Genomic DNA, 24,133 nt, shown 5'->3' with positions numbered 1-24,133 from the left:
AAGTTCTTCATGGGTGCAATGTCGTGGTGGCACTGGGTCATCGTGCTGGTCGTGTTGGTTCTGCTGTTCGGGTCGAAGAAGCTCCCCGACGCCGCGCGGGGTCTGGGGCAGTCCCTGCGCATCTTCAAGAGCGAGGTCCAGGAGATGCAGAAGGACGGCGAGACCCCTGCGGCCGCCAAGCCCGAACCCGAGAAGCCACGCGAACTGCCGGCCTCGCCGGATCCGGCACCGCATGCCTCGTCGAGCACCGACGAGACCACGAAGAAGTCCGCCTGAGGTTCGTCCACGGTGCGGATCCCACTCGACCCGCGACGGCGCCAACGCAAACTGAATCCCGACGGCACGATGCCGTTGGTGGAGCATCTGCAAGAGCTGCGGTACCGACTGCTGGTCTCGATGGTGGCCATCGTGGTCACCACCATCGTCGGATTCATCTGGTATTCCCATGGGTTTCTGGGGTTGCCGTCGCTCGGTGACCTGCTGCGCGAACCCTACTGCTCCCTGCCGGCGTCGACGCGCGCCTCGCTGACCCCCGACGACAGTTGCCGCCTGCTGGCGACCGGGCCGTTCGACCAGTTCATGCTGCGGCTCAAGGTCGCGCTGACCGCCGGTCTGGTGCTGGCCTGCCCGATCTGGCTGTATCAGGTCTGGGGATTCGTCACCCCGGGCCTGCATTCCCACGAACGCAAGTACGCGATCGGATTCGTGTCCTCGGCCGCGGTGCTCTTCGTCGCCGGTGCCGTGCTGGCGTATCTGGTCGTCGCCAAGGCCTTCCACTTCCTGCTCACCGTCGGCAACGATGTGCAGGTCACCGCGCTCGCCGGCGATCAGTACTTCGGGTTCATGATCCATCTGTTGATCATCTTCGGCGTCAGCTTCGAGTTGCCGCTGCTGATCGTGGCCCTCAATCTCGTCGGTGTTCTCACCTACGCGCGTCTCAAGGCGTGGCGACGCGGCCTCATCTTCACCATGTTCGTCTTCGCCGCGATCGTGACACCCGGGCAGGACCCGTTCACCATGCTGGCGCTGGCACTGGCGTTGACCGTGCTGCAGGAGATCGCGATCCAGATCGCCCGCTTCAACGACCGGCGACGCGCGAAACGCTCGGCCGAGTGGGAATCGCTGCCCGACGATCAGGCCTCCACGATCCCGGCACCCTCACCCCGGCCGATGGCCTCGCAGGTCGGCGCACCCTCGTCGCAGGTGAGGGCCGAGGGGGCGCCCACCGCGTCATCCGCCCCTGCCGGTCCCCGGCGGTCCGCGCGGGACGGACACACCTTCGACGACGTGCTCTGATCGCGACCTGCTCCGATCGCGCCGGGCGCGCTCGGATCGCGACGTGTCGCTGCACCGCACATCGTCGACAGTGACATGCTGGAGGCGATGACTCCCACCGACCCCGCGGTCGATTCCCGGCCGGCTCCCACCCATCCGGCATTCGACCGGTTCGCCGCCCGTGTCGGCTTTCCGCTCGACGACTTCCAGATCCGTGCCTGTCACGCACTCGAGGACGGCCACGGGGTGCTCGTGTGCGCCCCGACCGGGGCGGGTAAGACCATCGTCGGCGAGTTCGCCGTACATCTCGCACTGGCGTCGGGAACCAAGTGTTTCTACACCACCCCGATCAAGGCGCTGAGCAATCAGAAGTACTCCGACCTCGTCGCCGTGCACGGCAAGGAATCGGTGGGGCTGCTCACCGGCGACACCTCGATCAACTCCGATGCGCCGGTCGTCGTGATGACCACCGAGGTCGTCCGCAACATGATCTACGCGAACTCCCCGGCGCTGACCGGGCTCTCGCATGTGGTGATGGACGAGGTGCACTTCCTCGCCGACCGCTTCCGCGGTGCGGTGTGGGAGGAGGTGATCCTGCACCTCGAACCATCCGTGCGGGTCGTCAGCCTGTCGGCGACGGTCAGCAACGCCGAGGAGTTCGGGGAGTGGATTCAGACCGTCCGCGGCGACACCACCGTCATCGTCGACGAGCATCGGCCGGTCCCGCTGACCCAGCACATGCTGGTCGGCAACCGGATGTTCGATCTCTTCGATCCGCACCACGCGCCGGGTGAACGACCGAAGGTCAATCCGGACCTCAAACGCTTCATCCGGCACCGGATCCTGCTGGCCGACGACGACAATCGGCGCGGCCATCGCGGGCGGTCCGGCCGACCGCGTCGCGGCAACACCGTGTCCCGGCCACAAGTGGTCAAACAGCTCGACCGCGAGGGCCTGCTGCCGGCCATCGGCTTCATCTTCTCCCGTGCCGGATGCGACGGGGCACTGGCACAGTGCCTGCGATCGGGTCTGAGCCTGCTCGCACCGGACGAGGTCGCCGCGGTCGACGAGGTCGTCGATCGTCACCTGATGGATCTCTCACCCGCCGACGCCGACGTTCTCGGTGTCGACGAGTGGCGTGCCGGGCTGCGACGTGGTTTCGCCGCGCACCACGCCGGGATGCTGCCGACCTTCCGCCACACCGTCGAGGAGCTCTTCGTCCGCGGGCTGGTCCGCATGGTGTTCGCGACCGAGACCCTGGCGTTGGGGATCAACATGCCGGCGCGGTCGGTCGTGCTCGAGCGGTTGGTGAAGTTCAACGGTGAGGCGCATGTCGACCTGAGTCCCGGCGAATTCACCCAGCTCACCGGGCGTGCCGGTCGTCGCGGCATCGACGTCGAGGGGCATGCGGTGATCGTGTGGTCGCCGGAGATGGTCCCCGAACAGGTCGCCGGCCTGGCCGGCGCCCGCACCTTCCCGCTGCGCAGCTCCTTCGCACCCGAATACAACATGGCGGTCAACCTCATCGGACGCCTGGGCATCGACGGCTCCCGCGATCTGCTCAACCGCTCATTCGCCCAGTTCCAGGCCGACCGTTCGGTGGTCGGACAGGCCCGCAAGGTCGACGAGATGAGACGGCAGCTCCGCAAACTCGACGTGTCTCTCGCCGAGACCGCCCGGGCCCGCGGGATCGATCCGGGACCGCTGGAACCCGGCGATCGGACCCCGGCAGACGGTGCGCATGACGGCTTCCTCGGCTACATCACCCTGCGTGAGGAGATCCGGCGAACCGAACGCGACCTCAAGTTCCGACGCCGCGTCACCACCCACGACTCGATCGCCGCCGAGTTGACCGCCCTCAAACGCGGAGCGGTGATCGGGGTGCCGAGTGGGCGGCACCGCGGCCTCGCGGTGGTCCTCGAAACCGCCACCCAGCCCGCCGACCCGAAACCCCTCGTGCTCACCGAGGATGCGTGGTGCGGCCGCGTCGGGATCGGCGATTTCATCAACCCGCCGGAGGTCCTCGGGGGCATGCGGTTGCCCCGCAACGTCGACCGCCGCACCGGCCGCGGCCGGCGGGATCTGGCCTCGGCGCTGCGATCCACCGGGATCGAGATGCCGCGCGGCCGCGGGAAGAAGCGTGCGGAGGCCACCGACGACGCCGAACTGCGCCGCCTCCGCCACGAACTGCGCGCCCATCCCGCCCACCGCATCGACGGTTCCGACGAACTGTTCCGGCTCGCCGAACGCCGCAACCGGTTACTCCGGGACGTTGTCAGCGCCGAGCAACGGATCGGGGAGCGCACCTCCACGCTCGGTGTCACCTTCGACCACATCGTCGGCGTACTCACCGAACTCGGCTACCTCGAGTACGTCCACGGCACCGTACGCGTCACACCCACCGGCGAGGTGCTCGGCCGCATCTACAGCGAGAGCGACCTCGTGGTCACCGAATGCATCCGGGCGGGCATCTGGGACTCGCTCTCGCCCCCCGACCTCGCCGCGGTGGTCGCGTCGATGGTGTTCGAGTCGCGGCGTGACAGCTATTCGGGGGTGGACGCCCTGCCCGGGAATCCGGCGCTGCGCACGGCGATGATGGACACCGTCGACATCTGGCGACAGGTGAGCACCCTCGAGACCCGTCACCGGGTCCCGCCGACCCGCGAACCCGATACCGGGTTCTCGGTGGCGGTGTCCCTGTGGGTGAGCGGCCGATCGTTGACCGAGTGTCTCGCCGCCGCCGGAGAACGCGGCCACATGCTCTCGCCGGGCGACTTCGTCCGGTGGAACCGGCAGGTCGTCGACCTCCTCGAACAGATCCGACTCTGCGTCGGAGACGATTCCCCGCTGGCGCGTCCGGCCCGGTCGGCGGTGGGTTCCATCCGACGTGGCGTCGTCGCGGCCGAGTTGGGGTGACCTCGCACGTTCGGTCGTCTGACCGACACTTGTGCGCATCGGGCGTGAGTAAGTGATTGTGTGTGGTGCCTGAGGTAACGTTTCGGACAGCATCGGGCGGTGTCGCAGTGTCTGCCGACCCGGTTGAGCGAGCAGCACATCCGGTGGCCACGGCGACCGAGAAGAGGGCGGGAGACACCACACATGAGCTACCCCAACGACCCGAACGGACCGGCGGGTCAGCCACCCCACGGAGCGGGCGGTGGCCACGAGGACGGTAAGACCGAGGTCGTCCGTATCCCCGGTCAAGGACAGCCACCCGCACCGGGTGATCCCACCACCGTGCCACCGGCGACACCCGGATACGGTCAACCACCGACATACGGGCAACCCGGTTTCGGACAGACCGGCCAACCGGCACCGCCGACGACCGCGACACCCACGCCGGGGCAGACGCCGCCGCCCGGATACGGCTCCGGCGGGTTCGGTACACCGCCGGGTGCGCCCGGACAGTACAACCCGACACAGATGGCTCCGACGACACCCCAGCAGCCGGGCGGATACGGTGCCGATCCCACCCAGCAGGCGGGCGGTCAGTACGGGCAACCCGGCACCACGCCGTACGGGACACCGGCCCAACCGGGAGCGGCGAGCAACCCGTACGGTCAGCCGGCGCAGCCGGGAACCTCCCCGTTCGGCGCGCCGGGCAGCGGTGGATTCGCCCCGGGACAGCCGAGCCAGCCGGGCACGGCAGGCTTCGGTCAGTTCGGTCAGCCGGGTCAGTTCTCCCAGCCGGGGCAACCGGGTCAGCCGGGCCAACCGGGACAGCCCGGACCGTACGGCGCCTACGGGCAGCCCGATCAGTTCGGTGGGATGGCCACCGGCCAGAAGAAGGGTCCCTGGAAGATCCTCATCGGGGTGGGCGCCGCTCTCGTCGTCATCGCGATCGTCATCGTCGTCACCGGATGGTTGTGGTGGTGGCCGCGGTCGCTGGATCAGTCCGCCGCCGAGAGTGGCGTCAAGCAGGTCCTCACCGAGGATTACCAGGCCAGTGACGTCACCGACGTCAGTTGCCCATCCGGTCAGCGCGTCGAGAAGGGCGCATCGTTCACCTGCACGGTCAAGGTCGGCGGTCAGCAGCAGAACGTGAAGGTGACCTTCCTCGACGACGACGGCAAGTATCAGGTGGCGCGGCCGACCAGCTGACGTGCCCCGATCTCGGTGACTCCTACGGTGCCCGGGTGAGCAGCCGGATCTGCTCACCCGGGCATCGTGGTGTCACAGCGCGTGTCACACGTCCCAGGCCAACGCCTTGGACAGCCGCGTGATCGACGCGCCGATGCCGAGTTCCTCGACGAGGTCGGCGAGGCGTCCCGGATCGGCCGGGGCCGTGGGCAGCCGGTCATTCCCGCTGTCGATCGTCTCCGCATCGGTGCGGACGAAAACGACGGTGCGGGCCACCGACAGATAGTCGGCGGCGGCGACCAGCGCCTTGCGATTGCGTGGCGGCAGATCCGATGCCGGGTCGGTGACGGCCGCTTCGAGTTCGTCGAGACCACCGAACGCCGAGATGAGCTTGGCCGCGGTCTTGTCGCCGATCCCCGACACGCCGGGGAGACCGTCGGACGGATCGCCGCGCAGGATCGCCATCTCCGCATACGCCGCGCCGGCCCGCTCCGGCGGCACGCCGTACTTCTCGGCCACCTCGTGCGGGCCCATCATCTCCGCCTTGGCCAGCCCACGTCCGACGTAGAGGACCCGCACCGGCACCGGGTCGTCGGTGACGACCTGCAGCAGATCCCGGTCCCCGCTGACCACGATCACCGGGTCCGTGGTCTCGGCGAACGCCAGTGTGCCGATGACGTCATCGGCCTCACATCCCGGCGCGCCCGAGGTCGACAGTCCCACCGCCGCAAGCACATCGGCGATCATGTCGACCTGCGGGGTGAGGGTGTCGGGTACTTCCTCGACGTCCACGTCGGTGCCGGCGGTCGCGGGTTGCGCCACCCGGTGCGCCTTGTAGGACGGAATGAGGTCGGTCCGGAACGTCGGCCGCCAGTCCAGGTCCAGGCACACCACCAGCCGCGTCGGATGCTCGCGGGTGAGCAGATTCGCGATGGTGTCGATGAACCCGCGGACGGCGTTGACCGGGCGCCCATCCGGCGCGGTCATCTTCTCGGGCAGGGCGAAGAACGATCGAAACCACAGGCTGGCCCCGTCGAGGAGCATCAGCGATCCGGTCGGGTGAGTGTCGGCCACGCTTACCACTGTGTCATCCCGGTCCGGGCCGATCCATCCCGGTGTCACGTCCACCTGCCGGCGTTCGCCGGCGTCGCGCTCGGGTGAATCCCGCGTAGGCTGCCCACATGAGCACCACCGCATCGCGTTTCGGTTCCGACGTCTATCGCGCGCGGGTGTCCCGCGCGGCCGAGCTCACCGGGAAGGCCGGTCTGGATGCATTGATCGTCTCGCCGGGTCCCGACCTCCGGTACCTGGTCGGGTCGCGCGCGAACACCTTCGAGCGTCTCACCGCGTTGGTGATCCCCGCCGACGGAACGCCCCGACTCGTGGTGGCTCGTCTGGAGACCGCATCGTTGCGTGAGTCCGCGGTGGGAGACCTCGACATCGAGGTCGCCGACTGGGTCGACGGTCAGGACGCCCACGCGTTGGCGCTCGCCGGATTGCCGTCCGCCGCCAGGATCGCGGTGTCGGACGCCATGCCGGCGCTCCACGTCATTCCGATCGCCGAACGGATTGCTGCGACACCCCAACTGGCGACCGATGTGCTGCGCGAGCTGCGAATGATCAAGGATGCCGACGAGATCGACGCCCTCCGTCGGGCCGGGGCGGCCATCGATCGTGTGCATGCGCAGATGGGGCAGTGGCTGCGGCCCGGGCGGACCGAACGCGCCATCGCCGCCGACATCGCGGCGGCCATCGTCGCCGAGGGGCATACCGGTGCCGAATTCGTCATCGTGGGGTCCGGACCGAATGGCGCCGACCCCCATCACGAACAGTCCGATCGCGTGGTGACGCCCGACGACATCGTCGTCATCGACATCGGTGGACCCGTGGAACCCGGGTACAACTCGGATTCCACACGCACCTACTGCTTTTCGGAGCCTTCATCGGAGATCGCCGATTCCTACGCCGCGCTGCAGGATGCGCAGGCACTCGCGGTGTCCGCGGTACGTCCCGGTGTCACCGCGGAATCGATCGATGCGGCCGCACGGGATCGGTTGCGGGAGAGCGGACTTGCCGAGCAGTTCATCCACCGCACCGGACACGGCATCGGACTCTCGGTGCACGAGGAGCCCTACATCGTCGGCGGCAACGACCTCGAGTTGCGACCCGGGATGGCGTTCTCCGTCGAACCCGGCGTCTACTTCGCCGGCCGTTGGGGTGCGCGCATCGAGGACATCGTGGTGGTGACCGACGACGGTCACGAGGCGCTGAACACCCGGCCCCATGAACTGCAGGTGCTCTGAGTCCTCACCCCAGGAGTCTCACCCCCGGAGTCCTCACCCCAGCAGGGTGCGCGATCCCATCACCCGCTCGACGGTCACCTCGATGACCACGCGCCGCGGGTTCGGCTTCGGTTGGCGGTACCGCGCGGCGTAGCGGTTCTCCGCCTCGGCGACGCGGTCGGGCTCGCGGCGCACCCGGGCCGGACCCTCGAGGGTCAACCACCGGGGCCCGTCGACGTGGGTGAGAGCGGCGTATCCACCGCGCTCGACGTTGCGGACCTTCTGGCTGCCGTCCACGGTGATCACCCGCGCCAGTCCCGACTCCGGGTCGTAGGTGAACCCCACCGCCACCGCATGTGGCGTGCCGTCGGCACGCAGGGTGGTGATGGCGCCCAGATGTCGTTCGGTGAGAAAGGTGAGCGCCTCGGCACCCAGGTCGGACCGCGATCGTGACATGGCCTCCACGGTAGTGGGGGACTCACCACCCTCACGCCCCACCTCACGTCGATGAAATACTCGGAACGTGACGGATGATGGTGGGCAGAACCGGACCGGCAGCGTCGTCGTCTTCGGCGGTCGCAGCGAGATCGGGGTGGCGCTGGCGGCCGAGCTCGCCCCGGGCCATCCGATTGTGCTGGCGGCACGACGCCCCGACGACCTCGACGCCGAGACGGCGACACTTCGGGCGGCCGGGGCGACGTCGGTGTCCACGATCGCCTTCGACGCCGACGACACCGACTCCCATCCGGCACTGATCGACGCGATCGTGCGCGAGCACGGCCCCATCGAGGTCGCCATCGTCGCCTTCGGCATTCTCGGTGATCAAGCCCGCGCCGAGACCGACATCACCCACGCCCTGCAGATCGCCCACACCGACTACCTCGCACAGATCAGTGTGCTCACGCCGTTGGCCACCGCGCTACGGGCGCAACGCTCGGGCACCATCATCGTGTTCTCCTCGGTGGCCGGGATCCGGGTGCGCCGCGCCAACTACGTCTACGGCTCCACCAAGGCGGGACTCGACGGATTCGCCTCGGGCCTGGCCGATGCCCTGCACGGCAGCGGTGCCCGCCTGCTGCTCGTGCGCCCGGGCTTCGTGATCGGCAACATGACCGCGGACCTGATGGCCGCGGGCACCGCGCCGGCACCGTTGTCGGTGACCGCCGATCAGGTCGCGACCGCGGTGGCGCGGGCGTACCGCAAGGGCAAGGGCGAGGTGTGGGTTCCGTGGGCTCTGCGGCCACTGTTCGCCGGGATGCGGATGTTGCCACGAGCGATCTGGCGACGACTTCCGCGATGACCCCGACACCAGAAACCCCAGCACCCGAAGCCGCTCGCGCCGACGGACCGCATTTCGTCGTGGTCGGGATCGGCGCCGACGGGTGGGACGGTCTCACCCCGCCCGCCCGTCGCGCCTTGGAGTCGGCGACCGTCATCCACGGCTCCCGCCGTCAACTCGACATGCTCGACGGACCGGCCGGCCGACGTGTCCCGTGGACCTCGCCCATGTCCGAACACCTTGCCGCGCTCCTCGATTCGACCACCGCTTCCGCGGGGTCGTCGACGGTCCACGTCCTCGCCAGCGGTGATCCCATGTTCCACGGCATCGGATCCACCATCGTCGGTGCCGTCGGCGCCCATCGCGTCACCGTCATACCGCAGGTGTCGAGCGCGTCGTTGGCCTGCGCCCGACTCGGGTGGGATCTGGCCCGGACCGTCATCGTCAGCGCGGTCACCGCCGATCCGGAGATCGTGCTCACCGAGATCACCGACGGCCGTCGGCTGCTGGTATTGAGCCGGGACGCCGCCACCCCCGCGCGTGTCGCCGACATGCTGGCCGACAACGGATTCGGCGCCTCGGGCATGGTCGTGCTCGAACAGCTCGGCGGCCCGGCCGAACGCGTCACCTCGGGTACCGTCGACGGCTGGGACCGCGCCGCGATCGTGGACGCTCTCAACATCATTGCGCTCGCCTGTGTGGGGCCGCACCGCTCGACGCTGCCCGGTCGCGCCGACGACGCCTTCGATCACGACGGTCAGATCACCAAGTCCGCGGTCCGCGCACTCACCGTCTGCGCTCTGGCCCCCTCGGCGCGACAGGTGTTGTGGGACATCGGTTCCGGATCGGGGAGCGTCGGCATCGAATGGCTGCGGGCCGCTCCCGGGGTGCGGGTGGTGGCGTTCGAGAAGGATCCGGACCGCGCCGAACGCATCGCGGCCAACGCCCGACACCACGGCGTCGCCGAGCGGGTCGACATCCGCGGCGCCGCACCGGACGCACTGCGTACCGCCGCACCGCCGGACGCGGTGTTCATCGGCGGTGGACTCACCCGCGACATCCTCGAATCCGCTTGGGCGGCACTACCTCCGGGTGGTCGTCTGGTCGTCAACGCGGTGACCATCGAGAATCAGACCCTGATGATCGACTGGCACCGCGACCATCCCGGCGTCCTGCGCCGGATCGGCATCGAGACGGCCGCGCCGCTGGGTGGTTTCTCCGCGTGGCGCCCGGCGTTGCCGATCGTCCAGTGGTTCGGTGACACACCCGCCGGGCAGGGGAGCCGATGACCGTCTACCTCATCGGTGCCGGCCCCGGTGCCGCCGACCTGATCACCCTGCGCGGGGCGCGCATCCTCGGGCGGTGTCAGACGGCACTGGTGGCCGGGTCCCTCGTCCCGGACGAGATCCTGGGACTCTGCGCACCCGACGCCCACATCATCGACACCGCGCGTATGCCGTTGCCGAAGATCATCTCCCACATCTCCGACGCCCACGCCGCCGGACATGACGTCGCGCGTGTGCACTCCGGGGATCTGTCGCTGTACTCGGCGGTCACCGAGCAGGTCCGACACATTCGTGCGCTGGGCATCGACGTCGAGTGGGTGCCCGGCGTCCCGGCCTTCGCCGCCGCCGCCGCGGCCCTCGAGAACGAACTCACCATTCCCGGTGTCGGACAAAGCCTTTTGATCACCCGGGTGTCGACCCTGTCGACCGACATGCCCACCGGGGAGGACCTCGCCACCCTTGCCGCGACGGGCGTGACCCTGGCACTGCACCTGGCCGCGCATCAGGCCGAGCAGATCACCGCCGCATTGACACCGCATTACGGCGCCGACTGTCCCACCGCGGTGGTCGCCTTCGCCTCACGATCCGATCAGCGGATCGTCCGGTGCGCGCTGTCCGACCTGCCCGAGGCGCTGGTGAGCAGGGGGATTCGACGCACCGCCGTCATCTTCGTCGGAGCGGTCCTCGCCGCGGCCGACAGCCCTGGCCGCCTCGACAGCTACCTGTATTCGGCGGCGCGGATGACGAAGCTGCGCAGCGATGCCGACGGAGCGGATCCGCACCCATGAACGGTCGACACCGGTGACCGGGCGACGCCGGGTGCTGATTCTCGGCGGAACCGCCGAGGCCCGGGCGCTGGCGCGTGTCCTCGACGACGGCCCGTATGACGCCATCAGTTCGCTTGCCGGTCGGGTGTCCAATCCCCGCCTACCCGTCGGAGAGGTCCGCATCGGCGGCTTCGGCGGCGTGGAGGGCCTGCGGGAGTGGTTGCGCGACAACCGCATCGGTGCGGTGGTGGATGCGACTCATCCGTTCGCGGCCACCATCACCGCCAACGCCGCGACGGCCTGCGCGCAGGCGCACGTCCCGCTGCTGCGGTTGCGTCGTCCGGCGTGGGTGCCCGGGCCCGACGACGACTGGCGGACGGTTCCGACGATCGGGGCGGCCGCACGCGCCGTGGAACACGGTCCGCGCCGGATTCTGCTGACCAGCGGACGACAGGACGTCTCGGCGTTCGCCCACATCTCCTCCGCCTGGTTCGCGATCCGCGTCGTCGACCCACCGACCGGTGCGGTACCACCGCATCACGAGATCCTGCGCTCCCGTGGCCCGTATCACCTCGACGGCGAACTGGCCCTGATGCGCGAGCACCGCATCGACACGCTGGTCACCAAGAACAGCGGGGGAGAGCTCACCCGACCGAAACTCGACGCGGCGCGCATGCTGGGTGTCGGCGTGGTGATGGTGGATCGTCCCGGCGAACCGGCCGACACGCCGGTCACCGACGATGTCGCGACCGCGGGCCGATGGGTGGCCGATCAGCTGCCGGCCGATTGACTCACACCCCGATCACCGCGTCGATCCGCCGCGTGGATGGTCGCGCGGGGTGAAGACCAGATCACCGGCGGCCCGCGATGCCACCGTCGTCGCCGACGACCCGATCATCACCAGGGTGCGCATGTCGACCGACCCCGGATCGAGATCGGCCACGGTGGTCACCGTGACCGACTGCTCCGGGCCACCGACGTCACGGCCGAGGATGATCACCCGATCACCCGGGACCGATTCGGCCAGAATCTCCTTGAGTGCCGCCACCTGCCAGTGCCGGCTCGCCGAACCGGGGTTGTAGATCGCGATCACCAGATCGGCGGCCAGCGCGCCGCGGATCCGTTCGACGATCACATCCCATGGCTTGAGCCGATCCGACAGCGAGATCACCGCGAAATCGTGACCCAGGGGAGCACCCACGGCCGCGGCCACCGCCGATGCCGCCGTCACCCCGGGCACCACCCGCACCGCCACGTCCGCCCAGCGTGGCTCGGCGGCGACCTCCGCGACGGCCGTCGCCATCGCGAACACCCCGGGATCACCGGAGGACACCACCACCACCCGGGCCCCACGCGACGCGAGATCCAGTGCGAATTCCGCTCTTTCGGCTTCCACGCGATTGTCCGAGGAGTGCACGCGCTGACCGGGCCGCGTCGAGACGCGGGCGAGGTAGGTCTTGTACCCGACGAGGTCGGTGGCCGCCGCCAACTCGCGGGTGACCTCGGGGGTGGTCCAGTCGTCGGCACCCGGACCCAACCCGACGACCACCACCTCACCACGCACCGGTTCGGCGACGTCGGCGCGTGGATTGTTGGTGCGGCCGGGGACCACGATCATCGAGAAGTAGGGCACCGCAGCCGGATCCACGTCCGCGGCCGGAGCCACCTTCTGCACCGACGTCGATGCCCGTTCGACGTACCAGGCCTCGTCGAGCCGTCCGGCCGCGGCGAGGGCGTCGCGCACCCGGGTGAACGTCCGGCCCAGTTTCATCACCACGAAGGCATCGGCGCGGGAGAACAATTCGCGCATCCGCGGCACCGGCAGAGTGCCGGGCACCACGGTGAGTGTCTCCTCACCCTCGACGAGCGGGATCTCGGTGGCCGCCGACGCCGCGCTGACCGACGTGACCCCGGGGATGATCTCGGTGGGGAAGCGGTCGGCGAGCCGTTTGTGCATGTGCATGTAGGAACTGAAGAACAGCGGATCGCCCTCGGCCAGCAGCGCCACGTCACGCCCGGCACTCAGGTGTGTGGCGAGCACTTCGGCGCTCTCGCTGTAGAAGTCGTCGAGTGCGCCGCGGTACCCACGGGGATGATCGGCCGTCTCGGTGGTCACCGGATACATCAGGCGCTCTTCGATCTGCCCGTCCCGCAGGTACGGCTCGGCCACCGATCGCGCGATGCTGCGGCCGTGGCGCGCACAGTGATACGCGACGACGTCGGCGCTCTCGATGACGCGGGCGGCCTTGACCGTCACCAGGTCGCTGTCGCCGGGGCCGAGGCCCACACCCCAGAGCGTGCCGACTCCCGGCGCTGCCGACACCCTCACTCCTCCGGGGTGGCCAGGGCGTTGACGGCCGCGGCGGTGATCGCCGATCCGCCGCGGCGGCCGGTGACGGTGATGAACTCGAGGTCGGTGCGGGCGGCGAGTTCGGCGCACGATTCGGCCGCTCCGACGAAGCCCACCGGCGCCCCCACGACCGCCGCCGGCCGCGGTGCCCCGGCGTCGATCATCTCCAACAAGGCGAACAGCGCCGTCGGCGCATTCCCGATCGCCACCACCGATCCTTCGAGGCGGTCTCGCCAGAGTTCCAGCGCGGCAGCGGTTCTCGTGGTCTGCATCCGTTCGGCGAGTTCGGCGACCCGGGGATCCTTCAGGTGACAGATCACCTCGTTGTCGGCCGGCAGACGCCGTCGGGTGATCCCGGAGGCGACCATCGTCGCGTCGCACAGGATCGGTGCACCCGAACGCAGCGCGCCGCGGGCGGCACTCACCACGCCCGGGGTGGCCACGACGTCACCGGCGAGGTCGGTCTGCCCGCAGGAATGGATCATCCGGACGACGACGGTCGCCACGTCCGGCGCGAACGCCGACAGGTCGGATTCCTCGCGGATCATCGCGAACGATCGCCGATAGATCGCGGCGCCGTCGCGCAGGTAGTCAGTCATGGTGGGACAAGCCTAGCGGGCGCTGCGCACGTATCCGTCCGGCCCGGCCTCCACCCGCAGATGCGGCCCGGCGGGCGACCCGCATCCACGCGCGCAGCCCACCCAGTGCTGCCGGTCGGTGATCTCGGCACCGGAGGCGATGTGCGCGATCAGGTCGGCGCGCACCGCGGCGTGGGCGTTGGCACAGCCGGGCGCCCCGACACAGCAACTCACCCGGGCCCACGGCGAGGCGGCGTCGAAGATCAATCCCATCGGTGCCAGAACCCGCACCACCGTCTCGGCGACGCCCTCGGTGAGATCGCAGATCAGGATCTCCCGGTTCGGCGTCACCACGATGGGGGCGCCGATGGCGGCCAGGAACTCCGCCAACCGCGCCGGCACTCGCGCCGCCTCGACGACGGCACCGAGCAGCACCCGATCGTCGTCCTGGGTGAACCATCCGACGATCGGCGCGATCGCCTCGGCCGGGCCGACCGGCTCGGCACCGCCGTCCGTCTCGGCCGGCGGCGTCAGCCGCGTGGCCGCCGACCTCAGCAACCGCTCGCGCGACGCCTCGTCGAGGTCACGGACACGCCACGCGCCACGCGGCCCGGCGAGTTCCACCATGTCCGTCGCCACGGCCACGAGTGCGGGCGCGACGTCGGCCGAGTCGGCCACCGACCCGACGACCGTCCCGTCGATCACGATGTCGGTGCGGCCGTCGGCGCGCGCCACGGCACACACGTCGGGACGTCGGGCGAGGATGTCACCACGCCCGTCGTCGACGCCGAAGAGGAAACGTCCCGACAGCGAGGTCAGCGCGGCCTCGGCGCGCAGCGCCAGGTCGAGCGCGACGGCCACCTCACGAACGTCGGCCCGACCACCGATCCGGCCGGTCAGGGCACTGACCTCGATGTTGCGGATCTTCTCGTGCGTGGTGCTGGGGACGAGGTCGGCGGCGATCAGCGCGTCGGCGACTGCCGCCACGTCGGTGATCCCGCGCAACTGGACGTTGGCGCGGCCGGTCAACTCGATGAAACCGTCGCCGTGGTCGGCGGCGACCCGGGCGAGGGTCTCCATCGCCGACGACCGCAGCGATCCGCCGACCAGCCGGATGCGCGCCAGCGCACCGTCGGCCGCGGGATGGGGGTCGAAGACACCCGGGCAGCGGTCGTGGGCGGGGCGTTGGACGTGGCCGGTCACACCGTCGAGGGTAGTCGCCGACACGAGTGTGTCCCCTCGCCGCCGACACGAGTGTGTCCCCTCGCCGCCGACACGAGTGTGTCCCCTCGCCGCCGACACGAGTGTGTCCCCTCGCCGCCGACACGAGTGTGTCCCCTCGCCGCCGCGTCGACGTGGGTGTTCCGGCGACGGTGGGCTCGACTAGGCTTTCGGGCACACCCAGTGCGGCAGAAGCCGGTGCGATTCCGGCGCGGTCGCGCCACTGTGTCGGGCCGACGACGCCCGCGAGCCAGACCTGCGACTGGGTACCCCGACCATCGTGACCGGGCGCGCAACCCCGGTGAGGAGTGCACCATGATCCTGCTGCTGTCGACCTCCGACACCGACCTCATCACCGCGCATGCCAGTGGAGCCGACTACCGGGTGGCCAACCCGTCGCGTCTGTTGGTCGACGAGGTCGGTGACATGGTCGCCGCCGCCGACCTCACCGTCGTCCGCATCCTCGGCGGTCGTCGGGCATGGGAGGAGGGGCTCGATGCGGTTCTCGCGGTGGGTTCCCCGGTGGTCGCGCTCTCCGGTGAGCAGCAACCCGACCCCGACCTGATGGCGCTCTCGACGGTGCCGGCCGGTGTCGCGCAGGAGGCGCACAATTACCTCGCCACGGGCGGCGTGCCCAATCTGGTCAATCTGTACAACTTCCTGTCCGACACCGTTCTGCTCACCGGCCTCGGATTCGAACCGACGGTGCAGACCCCGCCGTGGGGTGTGCTCGAGCGCGCCGCCGCCGACAACGACGGTCCGACGATCGCGGTGCTCTACTACCGCGCGCAACACCTCGCCGGCAACACCCGCTACATCGACGCACTGTGCCGGGCGATCGAGGCCAAGGGCGCACGCGCACTGCCGGTCTTCTGCGCGTCGCTGCGCACCGCACCCGACGACCTCATCGACCTCCTCGGCACCGCCGACGCCCTGGTGGTGACGGTCCTCGCGGCCGGCGGGGCCACCCCGGCGACCGCCTCGGCTGGCGGCGACGACGAGGCGTGGAATATCGAACGCCTTGCGGCACTGGATATCCCGATTCTGCAGGGCCTGTGTCTGACCGGTCCGCGGGCGGACTGGGAGGCCAACGACGACGGGTTGTCACCACTGGATGTGGCCACCCAGGTGGCGGTTCCCGAGTTCGACGGACGCATCATCACGGTTCCCTTCTCGTTCAAGGAGTTCGACGAGAACGGGCTGCCCACCTACGCGCCCGACGACGAACGGTGCGCGCGGGTCGCCGGAATCGCCGTGGCGCACGCCCGGTTACGGCACACCGCCCCCGCACAGCGTCGTATCGCGATCATGCTGTCGGCGTATCCCACCAAGCACGCCCGCATCGGCAACGCCGTGGGGCTCGACACCCCGCGCAGCCTGCTGCGCCTGCTGTCGGCGATGCGCACCGCCGGTTACGACATCGGACCGGAGACCGGTGACGGCGCGATTCCCGGTCTCGCCGAGGACGATTCCGATGCACTGATCCACGCGATCATCGCCGCCGGCGGGCAGGATCCGGATTGGCTGACCGAGGAAGCCTTGTCCGCCAATCCGATTCGGGTGTCGGCGGCCGATTACACGCGGTGGTTCGCCACCCTTCCCGACGGTTTGCGGGAGTCGGTGATCGCCCACTGGGGACCTCCGCCGGGTGACCTGTTCGTCGACCGCGCGACCAACCCCGACGGTGACATCGTCGTGGCCGCACTGTGTTTCGGCAACATCGCGATCCTGGTACAGCCGCCGCGCGGGTTCGGCGAGAACCCGGTGGCCATCTACCATGATCCGGATCTCCCGCCGTCACATCACTACCTGGCCTCCTATCGCTGGGTCGCCGGCCGGGGCGAGAATCCCTCGGACATCCCGGGTTTCGGTGCGGACGCGGTCGTCCACGTCGGTAAGCACGGCAACCTCGAATGGCTGCCCGGCAAGACGCTCGGCATGTCGGCGGACTGCGGCACCGACGCGGCCCTCGGTGATCTGCCGCTGGTGTACCCGTTCCTGGTCAACGATCCGGGGGAGGGGACGCAGGCCAAACGCCGCGCCCACGCGGTTCTCGTCGATCACCTCATCCCGCCGATGGCGCGCGCCGAATCCTACGGCGACATCGCCCGGCTCGAGCAACTCCTCGACGAGCACGCCAACATCTCCACCCTCGACCCGGCGAAGCTGCCCGCGATCCGCCAGCAGATCTGGACGCTGCTGACCGCGGCCAAGATGGATCACGATCTCGGTCTGTCCGAACGCCCCGACGAGGACGTCTTCGACGACATGCTGTTGCACGTCGACGGCTGGCTGTGCGAGATCAAGGACGTGCAGATCCGCGACGGCCTGCACGTCCTCGGCGAGCCGCCCGTCGACGACGCCGAGGTCGATCTCGTCCTGGCGATGCTGCGGGCCCGGCAACTGTGGGGCGGCAGCGCCGCGCTGCCCGGCCTCCGCGAGGCACTCGGCCTCACCGAGGGCAGCGGAGAGGCCGCCCGCGGCGAGGTCGACGAGATCGAACACCTCGCCCGCGGGCTGGTGCAGACGTGCGCGAAGGACGACTGGTCGGCCGCTGCCGTGGCGGCCGCGGCCGACGGTCACCCGCAGGCCGTCGCCGACATCCTCACCTTCGCCGCCACCGAGGTGGTGCCCCGCCTACGCCAGACCACCCGCGAGATCCCCCGGGTCCTGCACGCCCTCGACGGCGGTTTCATCCCGGCCGGACCCAGTGGATCCCCGCTGCGCGGGCTGATCAACGTGCTGCCCACCGGCCGCAACTTCTACTCGGTCGACCCGAAGGCGGTGCCGTCGCGACTGGCGTGGGAGACCGGCCGGGCGATGGCCGACTCACTGCTCGAGCGCTATCGCACCGACCACGGTGAATTCCCGGCATCCGTCGGATTGTCGGCGTGGGGGACCAGCGCGATGCGCACCTCCGGCGACGACATCGCCGAGATCCTCGCCCTGCTCGGGGTGATGCCGGTCTGGGATGACGCCTCCCGACGGGTGTCGACACTCGAACTCATCCCCCTCGCCGAACTCGGCCGACCCCGCATCGACGTCACCGTGCGGATCTCCGGATTCTTCCGCGATGCCTTCCCGCACGTCGTGACGATGCTCGACGACGCGGTCGCCCTCGCCGCCGGCGCCGACGAATCCGACGAGGACAACTTCGTCGCCGCCCACGCGCGTGCCGCGCTCGCCGAACACGGCGACCGACGTCGGGCCACCACGCGCATCTTCGGCTCCAAACCGGGCACCTACGGCGCCGGCCTGTTGCAGCTCATCGATTCCCGCGACTGGCGCACCGACGAGGACCTGGCCCGCGTCTACACCGAGTGGGGCGGCTACGCCTATGGCCGTGACCTCGACGGTGTCGCCGCCGTCGAGGACATGCGCGGCGCGTATCGACGGATCGCGGTGGCCGCGAAGAACACCGACACCCGCGAGCACGACATCGCCGACTCCGACGACTACTTCCAGTATCACGGCGGCATGGTCGCCACGGTGCGCGCGCTCACCGGACGCTCACCGGAGGCCTACATCGGCGACTCCACCCGACCCGACGCCGTGCGCACCCGCTCGCTGTCGGAGGAGACCAGCCGCGTGTTCCGTGCCCGCGTGGTCAATCCGCGGTGGATCTCGGCGATGCAGCGGCACGGATACAAGGGCGCCTTCGAGATGGCCGCCACCGTCGACTACCTCTTCGGGTACGACGCCACCACCGACGTCGTCGCCGACTGGATGTACGAGAAGCTCACCGAGTCCTACGTCCTCGACGAGACCAATCAGCAGTTCATGCAGGAGTCGAACCCGTGGGCCCTGCACGGCATCGCCGAACGACTCCTCGAGGCGGTGGAACGCCGGATGTGGCAGGAGCCGCCCGCCGAGATGCTCGCCGATCTGCGCGCGGTGTACCTGCAGACCGAGGGGGACATCGAGGGACGCGGGGACGACTGACGCGGGGACGACTGGGCCGGCGGCGCGAGTCGGCGGTGACGACAGGGCCGGCAGGTCTCAGCGACTTCCCAGGGACCGCTGCGGTCAGCGCGGAGCAAAATCGGACGCTCGTTCGTTGCATCGGGTAGACCGTCACCGAAAGGCCGTCACCGAAAGGCACCGCCATGCGACTCGCATACGTACTCATCTACCTCGCCGTGGAGATCGGCGTCTTCGTCGCGTTGACGATGACCCTGGGCTTCGGCTGGGCGGTGCTGATCACGATCGCCGCGGCCGTCCTGGGATTCGTGATGCTGCGGTGGCAGGGCGCCAAGGTGTTCGGCGAGTTGCGCCGCGCATCCCGCAACGAGGTCGACGCGCGCGCCCCGCTGGCCGACACCGCGATGCTCGCCGGATCCACATTCCTGCTGGTCATCCCCGGCGTGGTGTCCACGCTGCTCGGCATGCTGCTGCTGGCACCGCCGACTCGACGCCTGATCCGGCCCGCGGTGACCGCCTTCGGTGCCCGCCGCATGGTCGTCGCGATGGACCGCGCGGGGGTGTATGCCACCACCGGCTTCCGGCGCGGCACGGTCATCGACGGAACCGTCGTCGACGGTGACGTGGTCTCGGCCGACACCGGCGCGTGGACCCCGGGTGAACGTCAGTTGCCGCGGGGCCACTGACGGACCGGACACGCGCTCAGGGCACACTGGACCACCGTGTCTACCGAACTGTTGCTGGGCGGGGCCGTCTACTCCTCGAGCGTCCCGGACGCGACGGCACTCGCCGTCACCGACGGGATCGTCACCTGGGTCGGATCCGACGCCGTCGGCCGTTCGCTGCATCCCGACGCACACGTCACCGACCTGCGCGGCCGCTTCGTCGCGCCGGCGTTCGTCGACTCCCATGTGCATCTGACCTCCACCGGCCTGGCCCTCGACGGTCTGACACTCGGCGAGGCCACTCACCGCTCCGACGCACTCGCCCGCATCCGCGCCGCCGCCACCGACACCGCCGAGGGAGACCTCATCTGGGGTCTGGGCTGGGATGACTCCGGCTGGACCGGCACCGACCCCGACGAACGCCGGGTACCCACCACCGCGGAGATCGACGCGGTCGTCGGGCACCGACCGTGTTACCTCGCGCGGGTCGACGAACACTCGGCCGTCGCGTCGACGGCACTGCGCCGACTCGTCCCGGACCTGGCCGCCGCCGACGGGTTCCATCCCGATGAGCCTCTGGTCGCACACGCCCATCACCTGGTGCGGGCCGCCGCACGCACCCTGATCACACCCGAGATGCGCGCACGACTGCAGCGCCGGGCGCTCGACGAGGCCGCCGCGGCGGGGGTCGTGTCGGTGCACGAGAACGGCGGCCCGGAGATCGCCGGACTCGATGATTTCCTGGCGCTCGGCGAACTCGACCATCCCGTCGACGTGCGCCGGTACTGGGGCCAGGCGGCCGAGAGTGCCGAGCACGCCACCGAACTGATGTCCATCACCCGGGCACACGGTCTCGGCGGTGATCTGTTCGTCGACGGAGCCCTCGGCTCGCATACCGCGTGGCTGTCCGCGCCGTACGCCGACGCACCCGAACTCGGCGGCATCGCCTACCTCGACCCCGAGGTGGTCCGCGCCCACATCCACTCCTGCACCGTCGCCCGGGTTCAGGCCGGTTTCCACGTCATCGGTGACGCGGCTGCCAAGGCGGTGGTGGCGGGGTTCGCCGCGGTCGCCGACGACCTCGGCACCCCGGCGGTGGCGCGGTGCGCGCACCGCATCGAACACGCCGAGATGCTCGACGCCGACGACGCCGCGGTGCTGGCCCGGTGCGGGGTGGTGGCCGGCATGCAACCCCTGTTCGACGCCGAATGGGCGGGGCCCGGACAGTTGTACGCCCAACGTCTCGGCGACGCACGTGCCGCGACCCTCAACGATTTCGCGATGCTCGCCAAGACCGGTGTCGCCCTGTCATTTTCGTCGGACAGCCCGGTCACCCCGATCACCCCGTGGGCGACGGTGCGGGCCGCGGTCCATCCGCATCGCGCCGAGCATGCGGTGTCCGCGCGCGCGGCCTTCGCCGCCGCGACGCGGGGTGGCTGGCGGGCCGGGGGCACCCATGACGGCCTGACCGGCACCCTGGAACCGGGCGCCCCGGCACATTACGCGATCTGGGACGTCGACGAGCTCGTGGTGGTCGGTTCGCACGCCGGCGTCCAGCGCTGGTCGACCGACCCGCGATCCCGGGTCCCGGCACTGCCCGATGTGTCCGCCGATGCGCGACTGCCACATTGCGTGCGCACCGTCCGCGACGGCCACGACGTCTACGTCGGGGACGATTGGTGACGCCGGGGCCCGGTTCCGCACCCGAGGACACCGCCGCACACGATGCACGGGTGGCGGGCGACTCCGGGGACGACAACTCCGGCCACGACGGCTCCCACCACGACAACTCCGGCCACGACGACGTCGTCACCGCCGCCGGAACCGGCCGGATCCGATGGTGGCCGCGCAGTGAGCGATGGTCGCCGCGCACCCGCCGATGGGTCACCTGGGGTGCGCGGACCGCCGGGGCCGCGGTTGCGGGCCTCGCCATGGCGGCGGCATTCCCGCCCCGCGACTGGTGGTTCATGGCGGTCCTCTCGCTCGGACTGCTGTATGCGCTCCTCACCGAAGGGCCGGCCGCCGGGAGCGAGGTGCGGGTGCGGGTACGTACCGGCGCATGGATCGGATTCGTGTTCGGCCTGGGTTTCTTCGTCCCCCTCTTGCCCTGGATCGGGGTGTATGTCGGCCCGGTGCCGTGGCTCGCCCTGGCGGCCGCCCTGGCCGGTTATCTCGCGGTCTTCGGTGTGTGTGCCACGCTGACCACCCGTCTGCCGGTCCCGCCGATCTGGTTCGCACTGTCCTGGGTGCTCGTCGAGTTCTTGCGTTCGTCCTTTCCCTTCGGCGGATTTCCCTGGGGCCGAGCCGCTTTCAGTCAGGTCGACGGCCCACTGCTGCCGCTCGCCTCGGTGCTCGGCGCCCCCGGCGTGTCCGGGGCGGTGGCCCTGTTCGGCGCGAGCGTCGCCTGGGTGGTGCAGCTGACCATCCGGCAGGGCCGGGCCCCGGGCGCATGCCCCGACTCGGTGTTGCGCACGGCGGTGCTGGCGGTGGTACTGGCACTGCTGGCACCGGTGTCGGCGATCGCCCTGACTCCCGACACCGTCGATCGCAATGTCGCCGGGTCGTCGGCGCAGATCGCCGCCATCCAGGGCAACGTCCCCCGCCTGGGTCTGGATTTCAATGCCCAGCGACGCGCCGTCCTGGACAACCATGTCCGCGAGACGTACGCCCTGGCCGCGGCCATCCGGACCGGACACGCCGAACAACCCGCATTCGTGGCCTGGCCGGAGAACGCCTCCGACATCGATCCGCTCGCCAACCCCGATGCCGCCGCCGAGATCACCGCGGCGTCGGAGGCGGTGGGTGCGCCCATCCTGGTCGGCACACTGATCCGGGGCGAGGACGGCCGACCCACCAACACCGTCCTGGTGTGGGACGGGGCGCGGGGACCCGTCGACCGCTACGACAAGCACATCATCCAGCCGTTCGGCGAGTACCTCCCGTGGCGCCCGTTCTTCCGGAAGTTCTCGTCCTATGCCGACATGGCGGGCAATTTCCGGGCCGGGTCGGGCCCGTCGGTGGTGTCGGTTCCGGTGCAGTCGGGTCAGGTGACCGTCGGGATCGCGACCTGCTGGGAGGTGGCCTTCGACCGCGCCGCACGTCATGCGGTCCGCGACGGCGCGCAGATCCTCTACGTCCCCACCAACAACGCGACCTTCGGACGCACCGACATGACGTATCAGCAGTTGGCGATGTCGCAGTTCCGTGCGGTCGAACACGGACGGGCCGTGATCGTCGCCGCGACCAGCGGCGTCAGCGCGTTGATCGAACCGGATGGGACGATCACCGCCGAATCCGGCATCTTCGAGGCCGCGATCCTGCAGAATCGCATGCCGTTGAGTTCCGACGAGACGATCGCGACTCGCCTGGGACCATGGCCGGAACGGCTCGCGGTGATCATCGCCGTGGTGTCGCTTTTGGCCGCGCTGGCTTTGCGTACTAGGTTCACACAGAGATTTTCCGCCGCCGCACGTGGCGGGGAGCACCGACCACTCGGAGGAGTTCGCCGTTGACGAACAGTGACCCATCACCTGTTGGGGGAGTCGGGCGTACCCCACTCGTGGCCGCCGACGGCGGTGGCGCACTGGTGGTGATCCCGACCTACAACGAGCGCGACAACCTGCCGATCATCGTCGGCCGGCTGCAATCCACGCTGAGCGGCGTCCACATCCTCGTCGTCGACGATTCCAGCCCGGATGGCACCGGCGAGGTGGCCGACGAGCTCGCCGCCGCAGACGATGCCGGACGCATCCACGTGATGCACCGCGTCGACAAGGACGGCCTCGGAAAGGCCTACCTGGCCGGATTCGCGTGGGGCCTGGCACGTGACTACGAGGTCATCATCGAGATGGACGCCGACGGCAGCCACGCACCCGAACAGCTGCCCGCGCTCCTCGCCGCCATCAACGACGGCGCCGACCTGGTGATCGGCTCGCGGTACGTACGCGGTGGCAAGCTGGTCAACTGGCCCCGGCGACGTGAGATCCTCTCCCGCGGCGCCAACACCTACGCCCGTCTGGCGCTGGGCGCCGGCATCCACGACATCACCGCCGGATATCGCGCCTATCGTCGTGCCGCACTCGAGATGATCAGCCTCGACACCGTCGAATCGGCGGGCTACTGCTTCCAGATCGACCTGGCCTGGCGGACCATCCAGGCGGGATTCGACGTGCGTGAGGTACCCATCACCTTCACCGAACGCGAGATCGGCCAATCCAAGATGAGTGGCGGCGTGATGTCGGAGGCGTTCATCAAGGTGCTGCGCTGGGGCGCCGAGGCCCGCATGGCCCAACTCGGTATCCGTCGCTGAGCCGACCGCACAACTGAGCCGACCCGCACATACGACACGGCCGGGGGAGTGAGAACTCCACCCGGCCGTGTCGTTCGGCGTACTCGCCGTCAGTGATTCACGCTGTCAGTGATCACGCTG

The 24,133-nt window shown here is 69.8% G+C and carries 19 protein-coding genes; 14 read left to right on the top strand and 5 right to left on the bottom strand.

Features of this window, described 5'->3' with window-relative positions; translation table 11 throughout:
- The first annotated feature begins 9 nt into the window (after positions 1-9).
- From tatA to ABLE94_RS09205, 4 genes are all read left to right on the top strand, one after another.
- Positions 10-276: a Sec-independent protein translocase subunit TatA gene (gene tatA / locus ABLE94_RS09220; RefSeq protein WP_348803856.1), complete on the top strand. Its 267-nt coding sequence runs from the start codon at positions 10-12 to the stop codon at positions 274-276.
- 12 nt (positions 277-288) lie between these two features.
- A complete protein-coding gene (gene tatC / locus ABLE94_RS09215) occupies positions 289-1,296 on the top strand; it encodes a twin-arginine translocase subunit TatC (protein ID WP_348803857.1) in 1,008 nt (335 codons plus the stop codon).
- Positions 1,297-1,383: 87 nt separating this feature from the next.
- The gene (locus ABLE94_RS09210; protein WP_348803859.1) at positions 1,384-4,191 is read left to right on the top strand and encodes a DEAD/DEAH box helicase; all 2,808 of its coding nucleotides are present in this window, start codon (positions 1,384-1,386) and stop codon (positions 4,189-4,191) included.
- 183 nt (positions 4,192-4,374) lie between these two features.
- Positions 4,375-5,376, top strand: a complete 1,002-nt coding sequence (locus tag ABLE94_RS09205; RefSeq protein ID WP_348808630.1) for a DUF4333 domain-containing protein — start codon at positions 4,375-4,377, stop codon at positions 5,374-5,376.
- Between the two features lie 84 nt (positions 5,377-5,460).
- On the opposite strand, the gene ABLE94_RS09200 is transcribed toward ABLE94_RS09205, so the two are convergent.
- Positions 5,461-6,399, bottom strand: a complete 939-nt coding sequence (locus tag ABLE94_RS09200; protein ID WP_348808697.1) for a 5'-3' exonuclease — start codon at positions 6,397-6,399, stop codon at positions 5,461-5,463.
- A gap of 137 nt (positions 6,400-6,536) precedes the next feature.
- Here ABLE94_RS09200 and ABLE94_RS09195 point away from each other — a divergent pair, with 137 nt between their 5' ends.
- A complete protein-coding gene (locus tag ABLE94_RS09195) occupies positions 6,537-7,658 on the top strand; it encodes a M24 family metallopeptidase (protein WP_348803861.1) in 1,122 nt (373 codons plus the stop codon).
- Positions 7,659-7,691: 33 nt separating this feature from the next.
- Here ABLE94_RS09195 and ABLE94_RS09190 read toward each other — a convergent pair whose 3' ends face one another.
- Positions 7,692-8,093 (bottom strand): pyridoxamine 5'-phosphate oxidase family protein, encoded by a 402-nt coding sequence (locus ABLE94_RS09190; RefSeq protein ID WP_348803862.1) that lies wholly within the window; start codon positions 8,091-8,093, stop codon positions 7,692-7,694.
- A 67-nt stretch (positions 8,094-8,160) separates the two neighbouring features.
- Between ABLE94_RS09190 and dprE2 the strand changes: the two genes are divergently transcribed.
- Genes dprE2 through ABLE94_RS09170 form a run of 4 tightly spaced genes read left to right on the top strand, consistent with a single transcriptional unit; the run spans position 8,161 to position 11,759 of the window.
- Positions 8,161-8,937 carry a decaprenylphospho-beta-D-erythro-pentofuranosid-2-ulose 2-reductase gene (dprE2, locus tag ABLE94_RS09185; RefSeq protein ID WP_348803863.1) on the top strand — a complete coding sequence of 259 codons (777 nt, stop codon included), beginning with the start codon at positions 8,161-8,163 and terminating at the stop codon, positions 8,935-8,937.
- The gene (gene cbiE, locus ABLE94_RS09180; RefSeq protein WP_348803864.1) at positions 8,934-10,205 is read left to right on the top strand and encodes a precorrin-6y C5,15-methyltransferase (decarboxylating) subunit CbiE; all 1,272 of its coding nucleotides are present in this window, start codon (positions 8,934-8,936) and stop codon (positions 10,203-10,205) included. Before dprE2 ends, cbiE begins: the two co-directional genes overlap by 4 nt.
- On the top strand, positions 10,202-10,990 hold the full coding sequence (locus tag ABLE94_RS09175; protein WP_348803865.1) for a cobalt-precorrin-4/precorrin-4 C(11)-methyltransferase: 789 nt from the start codon (positions 10,202-10,204) through the stop codon (positions 10,988-10,990). Before cbiE ends, ABLE94_RS09175 begins: the two co-directional genes overlap by 4 nt.
- Complete coding sequence (locus ABLE94_RS09170; protein ID WP_348803867.1) at positions 10,962-11,759, top strand: cobalt-precorrin-6A reductase; 798 nt, start codon at positions 10,962-10,964, stop codon at positions 11,757-11,759. The genes ABLE94_RS09175 and ABLE94_RS09170 overlap by 29 nt, the downstream gene beginning before the upstream one ends.
- Positions 11,760-11,771: 12 nt before the next feature.
- Here ABLE94_RS09170 and ABLE94_RS09165 read toward each other — a convergent pair whose 3' ends face one another.
- The 3 genes from ABLE94_RS09165 to cobG are packed head-to-tail and all read right to left on the bottom strand — an operon-like array spanning position 11,772 to position 15,100.
- On the bottom strand, positions 11,772-13,292 hold the full coding sequence (locus tag ABLE94_RS09165) for a precorrin-2 C(20)-methyltransferase (RefSeq protein WP_348803868.1): 1,521 nt from the start codon (positions 13,290-13,292) through the stop codon (positions 11,772-11,774).
- A 2-nt stretch (positions 13,293-13,294) separates the two neighbouring features.
- Positions 13,295-13,918, bottom strand: a complete 624-nt coding sequence (locus ABLE94_RS09160; RefSeq protein WP_348803870.1) for a precorrin-8X methylmutase — start codon at positions 13,916-13,918, stop codon at positions 13,295-13,297.
- 12 nt (positions 13,919-13,930) lie between these two features.
- Positions 13,931-15,100: a precorrin-3B synthase gene (cobG, locus tag ABLE94_RS09155; protein ID WP_348803871.1), complete on the bottom strand. Its 1,170-nt coding sequence runs from the start codon at positions 15,098-15,100 to the stop codon at positions 13,931-13,933.
- Positions 15,101-15,433: 333 nt separating this feature from the next.
- Between cobG and cobN the strand changes: the two genes are divergently transcribed.
- The 5 genes from cobN (at position 15,434) to ABLE94_RS09130 (ending at position 24,013) form a co-directional block, all read left to right on the top strand.
- Positions 15,434-19,060, top strand: coding sequence for a cobaltochelatase subunit CobN (cobN, locus tag ABLE94_RS09150; RefSeq protein ID WP_348808629.1), 3,627 nt, complete (start codon positions 15,434-15,436; stop codon positions 19,058-19,060).
- 164 nt (positions 19,061-19,224) lie between these two features.
- The gene (locus ABLE94_RS09145; RefSeq protein WP_348803874.1) at positions 19,225-19,725 is read left to right on the top strand and encodes an FxsA family protein; all 501 of its coding nucleotides are present in this window, start codon (positions 19,225-19,227) and stop codon (positions 19,723-19,725) included.
- A gap of 36 nt (positions 19,726-19,761) precedes the next feature.
- The gene (locus tag ABLE94_RS09140; protein WP_348803875.1) at positions 19,762-21,387 is read left to right on the top strand and encodes an amidohydrolase; all 1,626 of its coding nucleotides are present in this window, start codon (positions 19,762-19,764) and stop codon (positions 21,385-21,387) included.
- A gap of 248 nt (positions 21,388-21,635) precedes the next feature.
- A complete protein-coding gene (lnt, locus tag ABLE94_RS09135) occupies positions 21,636-23,216 on the top strand; it encodes an apolipoprotein N-acyltransferase (RefSeq protein ID WP_348803947.1) in 1,581 nt (526 codons plus the stop codon).
- Positions 23,213-24,013 (top strand): polyprenol monophosphomannose synthase, encoded by an 801-nt coding sequence (locus ABLE94_RS09130; RefSeq protein WP_348808628.1) that lies wholly within the window; start codon positions 23,213-23,215, stop codon positions 24,011-24,013. Before lnt ends, ABLE94_RS09130 begins: the two co-directional genes overlap by 4 nt.
- Positions 24,014-24,133 lie beyond the last annotated feature (120 nt).

The sequence above is a fragment of the Gordonia sp. VNK1 genome (assembly GCF_040049135.1).
GTDB classification, from domain to species: Bacteria; Actinomycetota; Actinomycetes; order Mycobacteriales; family Mycobacteriaceae; genus Gordonia; species Gordonia oleivorans.
The sequence above is the reverse complement of the archived record's forward strand: the minus strand, read 5'-3'. Positions and strand labels throughout refer to the sequence as shown.

What these genes read in the sequence shown, in the direction of transcription:
- tatA (WP_348803856.1), top strand. Translation starts at nt 10, where the DNA reads ATGGGTGCAATGTCGTGGTGGCACTGGGTCATCGTGCTGGTCGTGTTG.
- ABLE94_RS09210 (WP_348803859.1), top strand. Translation starts at nt 1,384, where the DNA reads ATGACTCCCACCGACCCCGCGGTCGATTCCCGGCCGGCTCCCACCCAT.
- ABLE94_RS09205 (WP_348808630.1), top strand. Translation starts at nt 4,375, where the DNA reads ATGAGCTACCCCAACGACCCGAACGGACCGGCGGGTCAGCCACCCCAC.
- ABLE94_RS09200 (WP_348808697.1), bottom strand. Translation starts at nt 6,399, where the DNA reads ATGCTCCTCGACGGGGCCAGCCTGTGGTTTCGATCGTTCTTCGCCCTG.
- ABLE94_RS09195 (WP_348803861.1), top strand. Translation starts at nt 6,537, where the DNA reads ATGAGCACCACCGCATCGCGTTTCGGTTCCGACGTCTATCGCGCGCGG.
- ABLE94_RS09190 (WP_348803862.1), bottom strand. Translation starts at nt 8,093, where the DNA reads ATGTCACGATCGCGGTCCGACCTGGGTGCCGAGGCGCTCACCTTTCTC.
- cbiE (WP_348803864.1), top strand. Translation starts at nt 8,934, where the DNA reads ATGACCCCGACACCAGAAACCCCAGCACCCGAAGCCGCTCGCGCCGAC.
- ABLE94_RS09175 (WP_348803865.1), top strand. Translation starts at nt 10,202, where the DNA reads ATGACCGTCTACCTCATCGGTGCCGGCCCCGGTGCCGCCGACCTGATC.
- ABLE94_RS09170 (WP_348803867.1), top strand. Translation starts at nt 10,962, where the DNA reads ATGCCGACGGAGCGGATCCGCACCCATGAACGGTCGACACCGGTGACC.
- ABLE94_RS09160 (WP_348803870.1), bottom strand. Translation starts at nt 13,918, where the DNA reads ATGACTGACTACCTGCGCGACGGCGCCGCGATCTATCGGCGATCGTTC.
- cobN (WP_348808629.1), top strand. Translation starts at nt 15,434, where the DNA reads ATGATCCTGCTGCTGTCGACCTCCGACACCGACCTCATCACCGCGCAT.
- ABLE94_RS09145 (WP_348803874.1), top strand. Translation starts at nt 19,225, where the DNA reads ATGCGACTCGCATACGTACTCATCTACCTCGCCGTGGAGATCGGCGTC.
- lnt (WP_348803947.1), top strand. Translation starts at nt 21,636, where the DNA reads ATGGCGGCGGCATTCCCGCCCCGCGACTGGTGGTTCATGGCGGTCCTC.